We start from the raw sequence: 15,559 nt of genomic DNA on the forward strand, positions 1-15,559 counted from the left end.
CCATTCGCGTCGGCCCCCAAGTGCGTCGGGCGGCCCATAACCGCGGCGATCGGCCTCGATCTTGACGAAAACTCAAGCCTTTGCTTGTGCGCTCACCACTACCGCCAGTATAATCGAGGGCTTTTCCGTCATGCCCGCGGAAGAAGAACAGCAGCACCAGGCCTCCCGCACGGGAGCCACAAGACTTGCAGGGGCGAGCACAAGCCTTCGCGAGTCGGATTACGGGCACGAACCAATAGTCAGGAAAAATCATGAAGACCTTTTCCGCCAAGCCTCATGAGGTAAAGCGCGACTGGTACGTGATTGACGCGACGGACAAAGTCCTCGGCCGTGTCGCCAGCGAAGTGGCACGCCGTCTGCGCGGCAAGCACAAGCCGGAATTCACTCCGCACGTCGACACGGGTGATTACATCATCATCGTCAATGCAGCCAAGCTGCGTGTCACGGGTACCAAGGAAACGGACAAGAAGTACTATCGCCATTCGGGCTACCCGGGCGGTATCTACGAAACGACGTTCGGCAAGATGCAGCAGCGTTTCCCGGGCCGTGCCCTGGAAAAGGCTGTCAAGGGCATGCTGCCGAAGGGTCCGCTGGGCTACGCGATGATCAAGAAGCTGAAGGTTTACGCCGAAGCCGAGCATCCGCACGAAGCGCAGCAGCCCAAGGCGCTGGAAATCTAAGGAGGCCAATCCATGATCGGTAACTGGAATTACGGTACTGGCCGCCGCAAGAGCGCTGTGGCTCGTGTCTTCATCAAGTCGGGCAAGGGCGACATCGTCGTCAACGGCAAGCCCATCAAAGAGTATTTCGCTCGCGAAACCTCGCTGATGATCGTGCGCCAGCCCCTGGAACTGACCGCCCACGGCGAAACGTTCGACATCAAGGTCAACGTGACCGGTGGTGGCGAAACGGGCCAGGCCGGCGCAGTGCGCCACGGCATCACCCGCGCCCTGATCGACTACGATGCGACCCTGAAGGCGGCCCTGTCGAAGGCTGGCTACGTCACGCGCGACGCACGTGAAGTCGAGCGTAAGAAGGTCGGCTTCCACAAGGCGCGTCGTCGCAAGCAGTTCTCGAAGCGCTGATGCGTTTTCGCGGATCCGGCCCCGCCGGATCTTGCGAGACCAGAAAAACCGCACGCTGGCCGTGCGGTTTTTTTTGCCCGCGGGCTACGGAACCGCCGTGAGGCTGCCCTCATCGCGGCAGGCCGCCATACTTTTGTGGGGTATCCGGCCCGCACGCGGCTACAATCACGCCCTGTCGCCGACGGCAACTCCGGCTTGCCGGCGCGGTTGCGCCATGGGCAGGCCAGCCTGGCACGAACGAGAGAGGAGTGAGAGTCATGCTGTTTTCCAAGAAGAAAGGCCTTTCGATCGACACGCTGATTGGCGCAGACACCGCCATCGACGGCGACCTGGTGTTTGCCGGCGGCCTGCGCCTGGATGGACGGGTGCGCGGCAATGTGACCGCGACGCCGGGCAAGCCCAGCATGCTGGTGGTCAGCGAGAAGGGCATGGTCGAGGGCGAGATCAGCGTCGGCCACCTGGTGCTGAACGGCACCGTCAAGGGCCCGGTGCACGCCGGCGACCTGCTGGAACTGCAGCCGCAGGCGCGGGTGCTGGGCGACGTACGCTATGCCGCGCTGGAGATGCATCAGGGCGCGCTGGTCGAGGGCCGCTTGATACCGCTGGTGCAGGGCGAGGTCAAGGCGCTGCCGAATCTGGTCGAGGCGGCGCCGGTGACTGAAGTGACCGAAGCGGCAGAAGCGACCGATAGCGACCCGGCCAGCGCAGGCGAAACTCCCGGCGCCGCCGCCAGTCCCACCGAAAAGGCCGCGTAGCGGCGACTTCGTTGCACGGAATCCCTTGAAAACACCAGGGTTCGGCACGATTTCCCAGTAGCGCTTAGAATACAGGCGTATCTAAACAGGAGAACACCCCATGAACGCAGTCGCAGAGGCACCCGTTACCGAGGACGTGCCGGCACCGTTCGTCTTTACCGACAGCGCCGCCGACAAGGTCAAGCAGTTGATCGAGGAAGAGGGCAATGCCGAGCTGAAACTGCGCGTGTTCGTGCAGGGCGGCGGCTGCTCCGGCTTCCAGTACGGCTTCACCTTCGACGAGGAAGTCAACGAAGACGACACCACCATGGTCAAGAACGGCGTCACCCTGCTGATCGACTCGATGAGCTACCAGTACCTGGTCGGCGCCGAGATCGACTACAAGGAGGACATCAACGGCGCGCAGTTCGTGATCAAGAACCCGAATGCCTCGACCACCTGCGGTTGCGGCTCGTCGTTCTCGGTCTGAGCGATCCCGGTCTTAACAAGAAGCGCACCCTCGGGTGCGTTTTTTGTTGCCCGCGCCGGCTTACGGCGCGGCGCGCCAGACCACCGGAAACCAGTCTTCGCGCAGGCGCTCGCCGGTCTGCTGGCCGATCCCGGGAAACGGCGGTGAAGTGCGGCCGGGCCGCTGCATGAAGCGCACGTCGTCACCGAGGAAACGGGCCGAGAACGCCCGCCGCCGCCCGCTGCCGGTGTTGCCGGCGGCACCGTGCACGGTGCGGAAGTCGAACACCACCGCATCGCCCGGCTCCAGTTCCGGGGCCAGCAAGGTGTGACTGCCGTCTTCCACCTCGGGCATCTCCATGAAGGCGTCGTCGCCGCCATAGAAGTTCTCGTTGCTGGCCCAGCGCTTGGGCCGCACCAGCCGCGGCCAGCGGTGCGAGCCGGCCACCACGCGCAGCGTGTTGGCCTGCGTGACCGGGTCCAGCGGTATCCAGTAGCTCGCGGTCTGGGTGCCGTCGACGCAGTAGTAGGGCAGGTCCTGGTGCCACGGCGTCGGCTTGGCGGTGCCGGGCTCCTTGACCAGGATGTGCTCGTGGAATACCTGCACCGCCTGCGACTGCATGATCCGTCCGGCGATGCCGGCCGCGGCCGACTCGCGGATAAAGGCCGCGAACGGGGCAATGCGCTGCCAGTTGCAATAGTCCTCGAAGAAGCGCCCGCCCTCGCCGGCGCGCACGTTCTCGATGGCAAAGGGGCCGGGCTCGGCCAGGTTCTGCGCGAAGCCTTCGCGCAAGCGCTCGACCCAGTCGGTAAAGGCGCCGCGCAAGACCAGCACGCCGTCGCGCTGGTAGGTGTCGATCTGTTCCCGGGTGATGTCCATGGCGGTAGGTGTGGGGGCGATGGACCCAGTATCGCCATGCGCCAGGGATAGGAAAAGCATATATTTCCTATGTTGCGATATAGGAAATCATGATCCCTTTCTCTTTTCGCCAGCTCGAGTACTTCGTCGCCGCCGCTGAACACGGCAGCATCAGCGCCGCGGCCCGGGCCCGGCATGTGTCGCAGCCGTCGGTATCGACCGCGATCGCCCAGCTTGAGGGCACGCTCGGCGAGCCGCTGTTCAGGCGGCAGGTCAGCCGCGGGCTGTCGCTGACGCCGGCCGGGCAGCGCCTGCTGGGCAAGGCCCGCGACGTGCTGGCCCTGGCCGCAGGGCTTGCCGGCGACGATGGCGCCGGTCGCGGCCTGAGCGGCCAGCTTTCGCTGACCTGCTTCCAGGACCTGGGCCCGTACTTCGTGCCGCGCCTGCTGGCGGGACTGCGCCAGCGCCATCCCGGCATCTCGGTGACGCTGTTCGAGGCCGACCTCGCCACCGTCCATCGCACCTTGCAGGCAGGCAAGGCGGAACTGGCGCTGACCTATGAACTGGGACTCGACGCTCGCACCGAGCGCCGCACGCTGGCGGAGCTGGCGCCCTATGCGCTGTTGCCGGCCACCCATCCGCTGGCCAGCGGCGCCGAGGTCAGCCTGGCCGACCTGGCCGCCGAGCGGCTGATCCTGGAAGACATCCCCCAGACCCGCGAGTACTTCCTGTCATTGTTCTGGGCCCACGGCTTGCGCCCGTCGCTGCACCAGTACACGCAGACCTTCGAGATGCAGCGCGGGCTGGTGGCGCACGGCTATGGTGTTGCGCTGTCATGCACGCGGCCCGCGGGCGATCACAGCTACGACGGCGTGCCGATCGCCTGCCGGCCGCTGCGCGAGCCGGTGACGCCGCAGCGCGTGGTGCTCGCGCACTCGCCGGCCATGCGGGCATCGCCGCTGGCGCAGGCGTTCATGGACTGGGTCGATGCCGGAGGGGGTGGCGCCGGAGTTCAGCGCGGGTAGATCGCGCCCAGCACGCGCGGACCGGCGGCGCCGGTCACGGTGGGGACGTTGCCGGGCAGGCGCAGCACGCATTGGCGCGCCAGCCAGGCGAAGGCGATGGCTTCGACCTGCGACACCGGTACGCCGTAGTCGTCGGAGGTTTCGATGGCGACGCCGGGCAGGGACTGCGCCAGACGCGTCATCACGAAGGCATTGCGGGCGCCGCCGCCGCAGACGATCAGCCGCCGCGCCGCGGGCGCGCTGGTGCGCACGTCGCGCGCGATGGCCTCGGCGGTCAGCGCGGCCAGGGTGGCCTGCACGTCGGCCGGCGCGAGCTGCGGGAACGCCGCCAGCCGCGCTTCCAGCCAGCCGGGATGGAACAGGTCGCGCCCGGTGCTCTTGGGCGGCGCCGCGCTGAAGTAGGGTTCGGCCAGGCACTGCGCCAGCAGCGCGGCGTCGACGCGCCCGCTCGCGGCCCAGTCGCCGTTGCTGTCGAAGGCCAGGCCGCGGTGGCGGCCGATCCAGTAGTCGAGCAGCGCATTGCCCGGCCCGCAGTCGAAGCCACTGACGGGCCCGCCCGCTGCCGGCAGGATGCTGATGTTGGAGATGCCGCCGATATTGCACGCCACGCGAGTCTCGGCGTCGCTGCCGAACAGCGCGTGGTGCAGCGCCGGCACCAGCGGCGCGCCCTGTCCGCCGGCGGCGAGGTCGCGGCTGCGGAAGTCCGCCACCACATCGATGCCGGCCAGCTCCGCCAGCCGCGCCGGATGCTGGCTCTGGCGGGTATAGCCGATGCCGTCGTAGAGGCCGGGCCGGTGGCGGATGGTCTGGCCGTGGGCGCCGATGGCGGCCACCGCGGCGGCATCGATGCGCGCCCCGCGCAGCAGCGCGGCGACGCAGTCGGCGTACACCTGCGCCAGCGCGTTGGCGGCCAGGGCCTCGCGGTGGATCTCGTCCTCGCCGGGCTGCTGCAGGGCGCCGAAGGCCGTGCGCAGGGTGTCGGGGAAGGGCTGGGTGGCGGCCGCCAGCACCGCCGGGCGCGCGCCGCTGAAATCGACCAGTACCGCGTCGGCACCGTCCATGCTGGTGCCGGACATGATGCCGATATAGCGTTCGCTGCCGGGCACGGGGATCACGGTGGACGCGGTCAGTTGGCGGCGGTCAGCACGTTGTAGGTGCGCAGCGCATTGATGCGGCTGAGCAGCCCGCTGGTGTAGGTCAGGAATTCCTGGCGCGACTTGCCGGTCAGCGCCGGCGATTCCATCAGCGTGATGGTCAGCGGGTTCTGCGGCACGTCGTTGAAGCGGAACTCGTAGTGCAGGTGCGGGCCGGTAGCCCAGCCAGTCGCGCCGACATAGCCGATCAGCTGGCCCTGGCGCACCGTCTGCCCCTGGCGCATGCCGGCAAAGCCGGACAGGTGCGCGTAGTAGGTGGAGTAGCCGTTGGGATGCGACAGGATGACGATGTTGCCGTAGCCGTTCTGCTGGCCCACGAACTCGACCACGCCATCGCCGGTGGCCAGCACCTTGGTGCCGGTAGGAGCGGCGAAGTCGACGCCCTTGTGCTGGGCCCAGTCATGATGCAGCGGATGCTCGCGGCCGCCGAAGCCCGAGGACACGCGCGAGAACTCCACCGGCGAGCGCAGGAACGGCCGCTTCATGCTGCGCCCGTCGAAGGTGTAATAGGCGCCGCCGTCCTTGCTGCCCTCGGGCGCGAACCACAGCGCCTGGTGCAGCTGGTTGCGGTTGATCAGCTCGAGCGCGACCACGCGGCCGTTGCGCACGAAGGTGCCATCGCGGAAACCCGCTTCATAGATGATGCGGAAGCGGTCGCCGGTGGCGATGTCGTGGTGGAAGTCGATCACGCCGGAGAAGATCGACAGCATCTGCTGCACCACTTCGTCGGGCACGTTGGCCGCGTCCATGGCCTTGAAGAAGCCGCCGGCGGAAATCGCGCCCGAGGCCATCTCGTAGTGCACGTCGTTGTCGACGCGTTGCACCTTGGCCTTGTAGGCGGCGGCGGCGTCGCCGCTGGCGGCGCGCACGCGCTCGATCACCAGCTCGCGCGAGGCCGCGGCGTCGCCGCCGAGGTTGGCCTGCAGCGACACCAGCGTGTTGCTCTCGTCGATTTCAGCCTGCACCGCCTGGCCCGGATCCAGGTTGAACAGGCCGCGCGCGGTGGGGTTCTTGACGATGAACGCCTGCGCGTCGGCATCGTCCACGCCCAGCCGCTTGAGCAGGCTGGCGATGGTGTCGCCGCGCTGCATGCGCTCTTCGCGCACGTACACGGCCTGGCTGTCGGTGAGCTGTTCGAGCTGCTCGCGCACGTCGGGCATGCGCAGCGCCTGCTGGGTGCGGGGCGCGCGCGGATCGTCGTAGGCGCTGCGCGGCGCGACACCCATGGCCGCGGCCATGCCGAGCGTGAAGATCGCACCGACCGAAGCCGTCAGTTGTTTGCGCCGCCGCGCATGCTGGGGGTTGGTCGGATCGACCAGCACCACCAGCTCACGCGCGAAAACTTCGCGGAGTCTGGACCACATCACGTAAAATTCAACCTTGGTCTGAGCCCGCTGCCGGGGACGATGTGTCTCGTCTGCCTTCCTCCCCCGAGGTGCGGCGCGTGCTGTTCAGTATTCAGTAATTTTGGCCGCCTGCCTTGCTGTGCAAAGTGACGGATGGCGCACCGGAAAGGCTTCCACAGGCCCCGGGAAACGCGGATTATACCAAAATCCGGCCCTCGCGGCTGTCGGCAGATTTCCTAAAATTTCAAGTATTTCAAAGACTTACGTGATGACTGAAGTTGCCTCGGCCGCACCGGCCAAATACCCCCTGACGCCCTCGGTGATGCAGGCCCTGGAAATCTCCAAGCGCGGCTGCGACGAGCTGCTGATCGAAGCGGAGTGGGCGCAGAAGCTGGCGCGCAGCGAGGCCACCGGCGTGCCGCTGCGCATCAAGCTGGGCCTGGACCCGACCGCGCCCGACATCCACATCGGCCATACCGTGGTGCTGAACAAGCTGCGCCAGCTGCAGGACCTCGGCCACCAGGTGATCTTCCTGATCGGCGACTTCACCTCGACCATCGGCGACCCGTCGGGCCGCAACAGCACGCGCCCGCCGCTCACGCGCGAGCAGATCGAGGCCAATGCCCAGACCTACTACCGCCAGGCCAGCCTGGTGCTCGACCCGGAACGCACCGAGATCCGCTACAACAGCGAATGGTGCGACCCGCTCGGCGCGCGCGGCATGATCCAGCTGGCGGCCAAGTACACCGTGGCGCGGATGATGGAGCGCGATGACTTCACCAAGCGCTTCCGTTCCGGGATTCCGATTTCCGTGCACGAGTTCCTCTACCCGCTGATGCAGGGCTACGACTCGGTGGCACTCAAGTCCGACCTCGAGCTGGGCGGCACCGACCAGAAGTTCAACCTGCTGGTGGGGCGCGAGCTGCAGAAGGAATACGGCCAGGAGCCGCAGTGCATCCTGACCATGCCGCTGCTGGTGGGCCTGGACGGGGTCGAGAAGATGTCGAAGTCCAAGGGCAACTACGTCGGCGTGACCGAGGCGCCCAGCGAGATGTTCGGCAAGCTGATGAGCATCTCGGACGACCTGATGTGGCAGTACTTCACGCTGCTGTCGTTCCGCCCGATGAGCGAGATCGACCTGATGAAGCAGGAGATCGCCGCCGGCCGCAACCCGCGCGACTGCAAGGTGCTGCTGGCGCAGGAGATCGTGGCGCGCTTCCACAGCCAGGCCGATGCCGAGAAGGCGCTGGAAGACTTCAACCACCGCGCCCGCGGCGGCGTGCCGGACGATATCCCGGCAGTGAGCCTGGCAGGTGCGCCGCTGGGGATCGCGCAGCTGCTCAAGCAGGCCAACCTGGTGCCGTCGACCTCGGAAGCCAACCGCAATATCGAGCAGGGCGGTGTCAAGATCGATGGCGCCACCGTGACCGACAAGGCCACCAAGGTGGCGGCGGGCACCTACGTCGTGCAGGTCGGCAAGCGCCGCTTCGCGCGCGTGACGCTGGCCTGAGGCGGCGATGATCGCGCTGATCCAGCGGGTGGCCCAGGCCCGCGTCACGGTCGCAGGCCGCACCACCGGCGAGATCGGCGCCGGCCTGCTGGCGCTGGTCTGCGCCGAGCGCGGCGACACCGAGGCGCAGGCCGAGCGGCTGCTGGCCAAGATGCTGTCGTACCGCGTGTTTTCGGATGCGGCCGGCAAGATGAACCTGCCGGTGCAGAACATGGACGGCAACGGCAATCCGGGCGGGCTGCTGGTAGTGTCGCAGTTCACGCTGGCGGCGGATACCAACAGCGGCACGCGCCCGAGCTTCACCCCCGCGGCCTCGCCCGAGGACGGCCGGCGCCTGTACGAGCACTTCGTCGCGCGTGCGCGCGCGGCGCATCCGCAGGTGCAGACCGGCGAGTTCGGCGCGATGATGCAGGTCAGCCTGGTCAACGACGGTCCGGTCACGTTCTGGCTGCGCGTGGCGCCCGCCTGAACCGATTCCAAGCTGCCGCGCCACCGGCGCGGCATCAAGACAGGAGAGACAAATGAAACTCTGGAGCAAGTCCTTCAACGACAACGCGCCGATCCCCGGCGAGTTCGCCTTCTGCGTGCCTGACGCCGCCGCCCACGTGGCCCTGTCGAACAACCGCAATCCCGACCTGCACTGGGAAGACGCGCCGGCCGAGACGCGCTCGTTCGTGCTGATCTGCCATGACCGCGACGTCCCCAGCAAGGGTGACGACGTCAACCAGGAAGGCCGCGAAGTGCCGGCCGCGCTGCCGCGGGTGGACTTCTTCCATTGGGTGCTGGTCGACATCCCGCCCGGCCTGACCTCGATTGCCGCGGGCTCGCACAGCGACGGCGTGATTGCGCGCGGCAAGCCGGGGCCGGAAGCCACCGGCGGCACCGCCACCGCGGGCGGCCTGCGCCACGGCATCAACGACTACACCGGCTGGTTTGCCGGCGATGCCGACATGAAGGGCGACTACTACGGCTATGACGGCCCGTGCCCGCCGTGGAACGACACGCTGCTGCACCACTACGTGTTCACGCTGTACGCGCTGGACATCGACCGGCTGCCGCTGGAAGGCACATTTACCGGCACCCAGGTGCGCGAGGCGATCCAGGGCCACGTGCTGGCGCAGGCCAGCCTGACCGGCACCTATACGCTGAACCCGAAGCTGGCAAAGTCACCGGCGGCCTGAGGCCGGGCCGGTGCCGCGTCCTGCGCGGTGCCGGGCCCGCACGGCCCCAAGCAAGCCCCCCGCAGCAACCCCGAAGGAAACGGCATGTCGCAAAGCCCCGGGCCGCATTCGCTGGCCTTTACCCACCTGATCGTGATCCGCCACGGCGAAACGGCCTGGAACCGGGAGCGCCGGCTGCAAGGCCAGCTCGATATTCCGCTGAACCAGACCGGCCATGCGCAGGCACGCGCGCTGGCAAATGCGCTGGCGGGCGAGCCGATCGATGCGGTGTATTCCAGCGACCTGTCACGCGCGATGGCCACGGCGGCGCCGCTGGCCGAGGCGCTGGGGCTGCAGGTGCGTGCCGATGCGCGGCTGCGCGAGCGCAGTTACGGCGCGTTGCAGGGCAAGACCTACGCCGAGGTGGCAGAGCACCTGCCGGAAGACTTTGCGCGCTGGCAGGCGCGCGTGCCCGATTACGCGCCGCCCGAGGGCGAGTCGCTGCTGGGCTTCCACGAACGCGCGGTCGACGCGGTGCTGGCGCTGTCGCGCCGGCACCCGGGCGAGCGCATCGCGCTGGTCGCGCACGGCGGCGTGCTCGACTGCCTCTACCGCGAGGCCACCGGCATGACGCTGGAAGCGCCACGCCAGCACGAGCTGCTCAATGCCAGCGTCAACCGGCTGCGCAGCGACAGTACCCACCTGACGCTGGCCCAGTGGGGCGACGTCAGCCACCTGCAGAACCTGGCGCTGGACGAGGTGGACCGGCGCGTGCCGTAGCCGCGGTGCTAGACCCGCACCCGGAACGGCGTGAAGTCGGTATGCCGGTCGAAGTAATCTTCGTTCTCGGCCCGCTTCAGGAAGCCCACCACCTTGTACGTCACCGGCGTCATCACCACTTCCCAGCCGGTCTTGAGCACGTACTGCGCCACCGCCACCTGGACCACCTGCTCGAGCGGCCAGATGCCGTAGAAGGCGATCACGTAGAACAGTGACGAGTCGACCAGCTCGCCGGCCAGCGTCGAGCCGATGGTGCGCGTCCACAGCCAGCGGCCGCCGGTCCACAGCTTCATCTTGGCCAGCACATAGCTGTTGGTAAAGCTGCCGCAGCAGAATGCCACCAGCGAGCCGAGCGCGATGCGCCAGGTATTGCCGAACACGTCCTGCAGGCTCTTCTGGTAGTCGGCCATGAACGGCGCGACCGGCATGTTCAACACCACCACGCTCATGAAGGTAGCGAAGGCCAGCGCGGCAAAACCTGCCCAGACTACGCGCCGGTCGCGCCCGTAGCCGTAGACCTCGGTCAGCACGTCGCCGAAGATGTATGAGATCGGGAAGAACAGCACGCCGGCGCCGAAGGTGACCGTGCCGATCAGCGGCAGCGTCATCTGCGCCGCCTTGGCCGCGCCGATCAGGTTCGAGCACAGCAGCACGGTGACGAACGCCACCATGACAAAGTCGTAGTAGCGGTAGACGCGGCCGGCCTGGGGCGGGCTGGCGGTGATGGCAGACATGGGGGCTCCCGGTCGCGTGCGCGCTGGCGCAGTGAGTTGGGCGCGATTATGCCAGCAGGCGGCGCGTTCGCGCACGCCGGCGGGAGCAGCGTGCTGCGGACACATGGTCTCCAGAAACAAAATTCCCGGCCTGGGCCGGGAACCGTGTCAGAGAGGACGGCCGCTGCCGGGGCGGCAGCGCCGTGGGCTCAGATATCCAGCTTGCTGATCTTGGCCCCGTTCACCGAGACGTCGAACATCAGGCCGGCGTTGGTCTGCACAAAGGCGATCACCGGCTGCTGGCTGGTCAGCGTGTCGAGCCTGCCGTCCGCGCCGATCTTCGCGACCGCCACGTTGGCATCCGCACCCGCTGTCCAGCCCTTGCTGGACACGAACTTGTTGTAAGCCTCGGGCGTCATGAACATGATGATGACGGCCTTGGATTGTCCGCCTGCGGTCAGCCCGACCGAGGCCTGCGTCGTGCTATAGTAGCCGACCGTCGAGCCCTTCGAGCGCAGCGCGCCTTCGCCGTATTCGGCGCCGACGATAAAGCCGCCGGCCAGTACGCGCGGGAACACCAGGATGCCCTGCGCGCGCTGGGCCAGCTCGCGCGAGCCGTTGGCCGAGGAGAACAGCCGGTTCAGCGCGCCGTCGACGCCGGCATCGATCTCTTGCTTCTTGGCGACCGGGTCTTTCGACGCGCCGGTGCCGGTGGTGGTGCAGCCCGCGGCCATCGCGGTCGCAACGAGCAGGCCCGACCCGGCAACCCGGGTAACAAAGTGGCGACGATTCATAGGTAACCTCCTGATGGGAAAAGTACCGCGCCTGATTCAGTGGCTCAGTGTGCTGCGGCTGCCGCTGGCGCCCTGACCGTAATGGCCACGACTTCACGGTAGACGATCTTGGCCATCTGGCCCTGCTTGATGCCGTTCAGGTCGATGGCGGGGTCCTGGACCTTGACCGTGCGCAGCGTCTCGCGCGGGCCGCGGAAGGTGAGCTGGCGCTTGGCGGGGTCGATCTTGGTGATCTGTGCCGTCACCGTGGTGGTGATCTCGCGCATGATGCCGGGCTTGCCGCCCTCGGCCGCGCGCGTGGTGCGGTCGACCGTTTCGGCCAGTGCCGTGGTCTTGCTGTCGACCGGCTCGAGCGCCGCGACCAGCGCGGCGCCTCGCGCCACGGTCAGGATGTCGCCCTTGCGGATCTGGCCGAAGTTGCGGGCCTCGTCGCCGCCCACCAGCTCGACCACATTGCCGCGCGGGCCCTGCACCAGCACCGCCTTGGTTTCGGGATCGATATCGACGATCTTGCCGCTGATGACGGCTTCTTCCGCCACGCCCACCGGCCCCGGCGGGCGCTGGGCGTTGGCGCTGCCGGCACTGAACGCGGCCAGGGCGAGAAGTGCGGCGAGCAGGCTGGAACACTGGCGGATCATGGCTTTCCTTGACAGGTTTGCAACGGAGCCGTGCCCCGGCGGACACAGCCGTCATGGCGGGGGGGCGCCGATGAAAGCCATTGTGGACAATCGGCCACCGGCCAGCAATCCACTTCGAAAAAATTTGGGGTGCGAATTTAAAACGTTTAAATGAGCGTGACGCGTGCACCATGGCGCACGTCGGGCCGGCGCACGTCGGGCCGGCGCAGGTCAGGCGTCGCCAAACAGTTCGCCGGCGTCGCCGGCCATCCCCTGCGGGCTGGCCAGGCCGAAATGCCGGTAGGCCGCCGCGGTGGCCACGCGCCCGCGCGGGGTGCGCTGAAGGTAGCCCTGCTGGATCAGGTAGGGCTCGAGCACGTCCTCGATGGTGTCGCGTTCTTCGCCGATGGCGGCGGCAAGGTTGTCGACCCCGACCGGGCCGCCGCCGAACTTGTGCAGCACCGCCTCGAGCAGCTTGCGGTCCATCAGGTCGAAGCCGACGCGGTCCACGTCGAGCATGGCCAGTGCCGCATCCGCGATCTGGCGCGTGATGGTGCCGTCGCCCTTGACCTCGGCATAGTCGCGCACCCGCCGCAGCAGCCGGTTGGCGATACGGGGCGTGCCGCGCGCGCGCCGGGCGATTTCCAGCGCGCCTTGCGGATCGATGCGGGCCTGCAGCAGCTGCGCCGAGCGGCTGACGATGCGGGCCAGTTCCTCGGCGGTGTAGAACTCCAGCCGCGCGACGATGCCGAAGCGGTCGCGCAGCGGGTTGGTCAGCATGCCGGCGCGCGTGGTCGCGCCCACCAGCGTGAACGGCTGCAGGTCCAGCTTGACCGAGCGCGCCGCCGGGCCCTCGCCGATCATGATGTCGATCTGGTAGTCCTCCAGCGCCGGGTACAGGATTTCCTCGACCACCGGCGAGAGCCGGTGGATCTCGTCGATGAAGAGGACGTCGTTGGCTTCGAGGTTGGTCAGCAGCGCGGCGAGGTCGCCGGGACGCTCGAGCACCGGGCCCGAGGTCTGGCGCAGGTTGACCCCCATCTCGCGCGCGATGATGTGGGCCAGCGTGGTCTTGCCCAGCCCGGGCGGGCCGAACAGCAGCACGTGGTCGAGCGCCTCGCGGCGCTTGCGCGCCGCGTGCATGAAGATGTCCAGCTGGCCGCGCACCTTTTCCTGGCCGACATACTCGTCCAGCAGCTTGGGCCGCAGTGCGCGCTCGAACGCCTCCTCCTGCGACGAGGCTGGGGTGGCGGCGATCACGCGGGAAGGGGCGGCAAGCTTGTCTGTTTCGATCATGGTGGTCAGGGGCCCGGACAGCGGCAACAATGCGCCATTCTACGCGCGATTGCCGGGCTCGACCCCGGCGGCTCAGCCCTTGGAGAGCGCCTTCAGCGCCAGCTTGATGCCCTCGGACACCCCGGTGCCGGCCGGCACCTGCTTGATCGCGGCGGCGGCTTCCTTCTCGGAATAGCCCAGCGCCAGCAGCGCGTTGAGCACGTCGACGGCACTGTCGGGCACCGCCGGCGCGCCGGGCGCATGGCCCAGTTCCGCGCCCAGCTTGCCCTTGAGCTCCAGCAGCAGGCGCTCGGCGGTCTTCTTGCCGATGCCGGGGATGCGCGTCAGGCGCCCGGCTTCCTGCAGCGTGATCGCCTGCGCCAGTTCGGGCACCGACATGCCCGACAGCACCGCCAGCGCCATGCGCGCGCCGATGCCGGTGATCTTGATCAATTCGCGAAAGGTGTTGCGCTCGGCCGCGCTGCCGAAGCCATACAGCAGGTGCGCATCCTCGCGCACGATCAGCTGCGTCAGCAGGGTCACCGGCTGGCCCACCGCGGGCAGGTTGTAGAAGGTGCTCATCGGCACGTCGACCTCGTAGCCGACGCCGTGGCAGTCGACCAGCAGGTGCGGGGGATTCTTCTCGATAAGGGTGCCGGCGATGCGTCCGATCATGGTGCGGGAAAAAACAGGAGGTCAGGAGAGAGGCGGCCGCCAGTGTAGCGCGGCGGCCGCCCGCCGGCTCAGCGCGCCGGCGTGTCGACGGCGCGCCGGCCCAGTGCCGGGTCGTCGGTGAAGAAGCCGTCGATGCCGGCCGCGACAAAGGCCTGCACCTCGCGCTCCATGCCGGCCGGGCTGCGCGTGGCCTCGTCGCCGCCAGTCTGCAGCGCCTTGGGCAGGAAGCTGTTCTCCGGGCGGAAGGTGTAAGGATGGACAAAGAGGCCGGCAGCGTGGGCCTGGTGTACCACAGCGGTCGGCGCGCCCAGGGCGCCCTGCGCATCGCGGGGCACCACGCTGCTCTTCTCCGGGCCGATGCCATCGGCGTAGGCCGCCACTTCGCGCAGGCCGGTGGTGCTCAGCATGTCGCCGAAGGTGCGGGCGTCGCCGGCCAGTTTCCAGTCGGCCGGGCTCTTGCGCGGGTTGCCGATCAGCTGGACCAGCCTGACGTTGGGCAAGCCGTTGCCCAGCGTGCGCCGCAGCGCGCGCAGGCTGCCGCCCTCGAAACACTGGATGAACACCGGCGCATTGCGCAGGTACGGCTGCGCCCGCACCGCCGCGGCAAGCTTGTCCTCGAGCGGCAGGCCGATGCCGCGGAAGTAGCTGGGATGCTTCAGTTCGGCATAGATGCCGATGGGTTTGCCGGTGCGCAGCGCGGCCTGCTCGGCCAGGCGCACGATCTCGTCGAACGACGGCACCTCGAACTGGTCGTTCAGGCGCGCATTGGCCGGGCGCAGGCGCGGAATGCGCTCGCGCGCGCGCAGCGTCTTCAACTCGGCCAGCGTGAAGTCTTCGGTGAACCAGCCGGTCAGGCGCTCGCCGTCGATCACCTTGGTGCGCTTGCGCTCGGCGAACTGCGGCAGTTCGGCCACGTTGGTGGTGCCGGTGATGTCGTTCTCGTGGCGTGCCACCAGCACGCCGTCGCGCGTCATGACAAGGTCGGGCTCGATCGCATCGGCGCCGTCCTCGATCGCCTTGGCATAGGCGGCCAGCGTATGTTCCGGACGCAGCGCGCTGGCACCGCGATGGGCGATCACCAGCGGCCTGGGCTGCGGCGCCGCCGCCGCGGGCGGAGCGCTGGCGGCGGGCGCCGGCGCCGGCGCAGCCGGCGGTGCCGCGCGCTTGGGGCGCGGCGCGGTGGCGCAGCCGGCGGCCAGCACCGCGCACGCCGCGGCGGCAATAGTCGGCACCAGCCAGCGGCGGCAGGCGGCAACAATACGGGCGAGGCTGACGCGCGGGCGCGGCGCGCGCAGTCGGGACTGGCTAGGCATGCAGCGTTCCTGTGATGGGACCAAGCCCCGATTGTAAAAGACGCGCCAACG

Annotated in this window: 18 protein-coding genes; 9 read left to right on the plus strand and 9 right to left on the minus strand. The window is 68.2% G+C overall.

Annotated features, from left to right (window positions below):
• The first annotated feature begins 251 nt into the window (after positions 1 to 251).
• The 4 genes from rplM (at position 252) to erpA (ending at position 2,309) form a co-directional block, all read left to right on the plus strand.
• The gene (gene rplM, locus CBM2586_RS02230; RefSeq protein ID WP_010813907.1) at positions 252 to 680 is read left to right on the plus strand and encodes a 50S ribosomal protein L13; all 429 of its coding nucleotides are present in this window, start codon (positions 252 to 254) and stop codon (positions 678 to 680) included.
• Positions 681 to 692: 12 nt separating this feature from the next.
• On the plus strand, positions 693 to 1,085 hold the full coding sequence (rpsI, locus tag CBM2586_RS02235; protein WP_115663021.1) for a 30S ribosomal protein S9: 393 nt from the start codon (positions 693 to 695) through the stop codon (positions 1,083 to 1,085).
• Between the two features lie 257 nt (positions 1,086 to 1,342).
• On the plus strand, positions 1,343 to 1,840 hold the full coding sequence (locus CBM2586_RS02240; protein WP_115663020.1) for a bactofilin family protein: 498 nt from the start codon (positions 1,343 to 1,345) through the stop codon (positions 1,838 to 1,840).
• 100 nt (positions 1,841 to 1,940) lie between these two features.
• Positions 1,941 to 2,309, plus strand: coding sequence for an iron-sulfur cluster insertion protein ErpA (gene erpA, locus CBM2586_RS02245; RefSeq protein ID WP_010813904.1), 369 nt, complete (start codon positions 1,941 to 1,943; stop codon positions 2,307 to 2,309).
• Between the two features lie 60 nt (positions 2,310 to 2,369).
• Here the strand turns inward: erpA and CBM2586_RS02250 are convergent, their stop codons facing one another.
• Positions 2,370 to 3,167 (minus strand): phytanoyl-CoA dioxygenase family protein, encoded by a 798-nt coding sequence (locus CBM2586_RS02250; RefSeq protein ID WP_115663019.1) that lies wholly within the window; start codon positions 3,165 to 3,167, stop codon positions 2,370 to 2,372.
• An 89-nt stretch (positions 3,168 to 3,256) separates the two neighbouring features.
• On the opposite strand from CBM2586_RS02250, the gene CBM2586_RS02255 reads away from it, so the two are divergent.
• Entirely contained in the window at positions 3,257 to 4,171 is a 915-nt protein-coding gene (locus CBM2586_RS02255) for a LysR family transcriptional regulator (protein WP_115686723.1), read from the plus strand.
• Here the strand turns inward: CBM2586_RS02255 and CBM2586_RS02260 are convergent.
• Both CBM2586_RS02260 and CBM2586_RS02265 read right to left on the minus strand, forming a co-directional pair.
• Entirely contained in the window at positions 4,159 to 5,247 is a 1,089-nt protein-coding gene (locus CBM2586_RS02260; RefSeq protein WP_231942552.1) for an anhydro-N-acetylmuramic acid kinase, read from the minus strand. The genes CBM2586_RS02255 and CBM2586_RS02260 overlap by 13 nt on opposite strands.
• 50 nt (positions 5,248 to 5,297) lie before the next feature.
• A complete protein-coding gene (locus tag CBM2586_RS02265) occupies positions 5,298 to 6,689 on the minus strand; it encodes a M23 family metallopeptidase (RefSeq protein WP_115663016.1) in 1,392 nt (463 codons plus the stop codon).
• Between the two features lie 250 nt (positions 6,690 to 6,939).
• Between CBM2586_RS02265 and tyrS the strand changes: the two genes are divergently transcribed.
• The 4 genes from tyrS to CBM2586_RS02285 all read left to right on the plus strand — a co-directional run bounded on the left by tyrS (position 6,940) and on the right by CBM2586_RS02285 (position 10,121).
• On the plus strand, positions 6,940 to 8,181 hold the full coding sequence (tyrS, locus tag CBM2586_RS02270) for a tyrosine--tRNA ligase (protein WP_115663015.1): 1,242 nt from the start codon (positions 6,940 to 6,942) through the stop codon (positions 8,179 to 8,181).
• Positions 8,182 to 8,188: 7 nt separating this feature from the next.
• Positions 8,189 to 8,650: a D-aminoacyl-tRNA deacylase gene (dtd, locus tag CBM2586_RS02275; protein WP_092307711.1), complete on the plus strand. Its 462-nt coding sequence runs from the start codon at positions 8,189 to 8,191 to the stop codon at positions 8,648 to 8,650.
• A 52-nt stretch (positions 8,651 to 8,702) separates the two neighbouring features.
• Positions 8,703 to 9,362, plus strand: coding sequence for a YbhB/YbcL family Raf kinase inhibitor-like protein (locus CBM2586_RS02280; RefSeq protein ID WP_115686724.1), 660 nt, complete (start codon positions 8,703 to 8,705; stop codon positions 9,360 to 9,362).
• 84 nt (positions 9,363 to 9,446) lie between these two features.
• Entirely contained in the window at positions 9,447 to 10,121 is a 675-nt protein-coding gene (locus tag CBM2586_RS02285) for a histidine phosphatase family protein (RefSeq protein WP_115663013.1), read from the plus strand.
• 8 nt (positions 10,122 to 10,129) lie between these two features.
• On the opposite strand, the gene CBM2586_RS02290 is transcribed toward CBM2586_RS02285, so the two are convergent.
• The 6 genes from CBM2586_RS02290 to CBM2586_RS02315 form a co-directional block, all read right to left on the minus strand.
• Positions 10,130 to 10,855 (minus strand): queuosine precursor transporter, encoded by a 726-nt coding sequence (locus tag CBM2586_RS02290; RefSeq protein ID WP_115663012.1) that lies wholly within the window; start codon positions 10,853 to 10,855, stop codon positions 10,130 to 10,132.
• 188 nt (positions 10,856 to 11,043) lie between these two features.
• A complete protein-coding gene (locus CBM2586_RS02295; RefSeq protein WP_115663011.1) occupies positions 11,044 to 11,628 on the minus strand; it encodes a BPSL1445 family SYLF domain-containing lipoprotein in 585 nt (194 codons plus the stop codon).
• A 44-nt stretch (positions 11,629 to 11,672) separates the two neighbouring features.
• The gene (locus CBM2586_RS02300) at positions 11,673 to 12,266 is read right to left on the minus strand and encodes a hypothetical protein (RefSeq protein ID WP_115663010.1); all 594 of its coding nucleotides are present in this window, start codon (positions 12,264 to 12,266) and stop codon (positions 11,673 to 11,675) included.
• Between the two features lie 210 nt (positions 12,267 to 12,476).
• Complete coding sequence (gene ruvB / locus CBM2586_RS02305; RefSeq protein ID WP_115663831.1) at positions 12,477 to 13,541, minus strand: Holliday junction branch migration DNA helicase RuvB; 1,065 nt, start codon at positions 13,539 to 13,541, stop codon at positions 12,477 to 12,479.
• Positions 13,542 to 13,613: 72 nt separating this feature from the next.
• Positions 13,614 to 14,195 carry a Holliday junction branch migration protein RuvA gene (ruvA, locus tag CBM2586_RS02310; RefSeq protein ID WP_018008807.1) on the minus strand — a complete coding sequence of 194 codons (582 nt, stop codon included), beginning with the start codon at positions 14,193 to 14,195 and terminating at the stop codon, positions 13,614 to 13,616.
• Positions 14,196 to 14,263: 68 nt separating this feature from the next.
• Positions 14,264 to 15,508 carry a glycerophosphodiester phosphodiesterase gene (locus CBM2586_RS02315; RefSeq protein WP_115686725.1) on the minus strand — a complete coding sequence of 415 codons (1,245 nt, stop codon included), beginning with the start codon at positions 15,506 to 15,508 and terminating at the stop codon, positions 14,264 to 14,266.
• Positions 15,509 to 15,559: the final 51 nt, after the last annotated feature.

Source organism: Cupriavidus taiwanensis (assembly GCF_900250115.1).
Classification (GTDB): Bacteria; Pseudomonadota; Gammaproteobacteria; order Burkholderiales; family Burkholderiaceae; genus Cupriavidus; species Cupriavidus taiwanensis_B.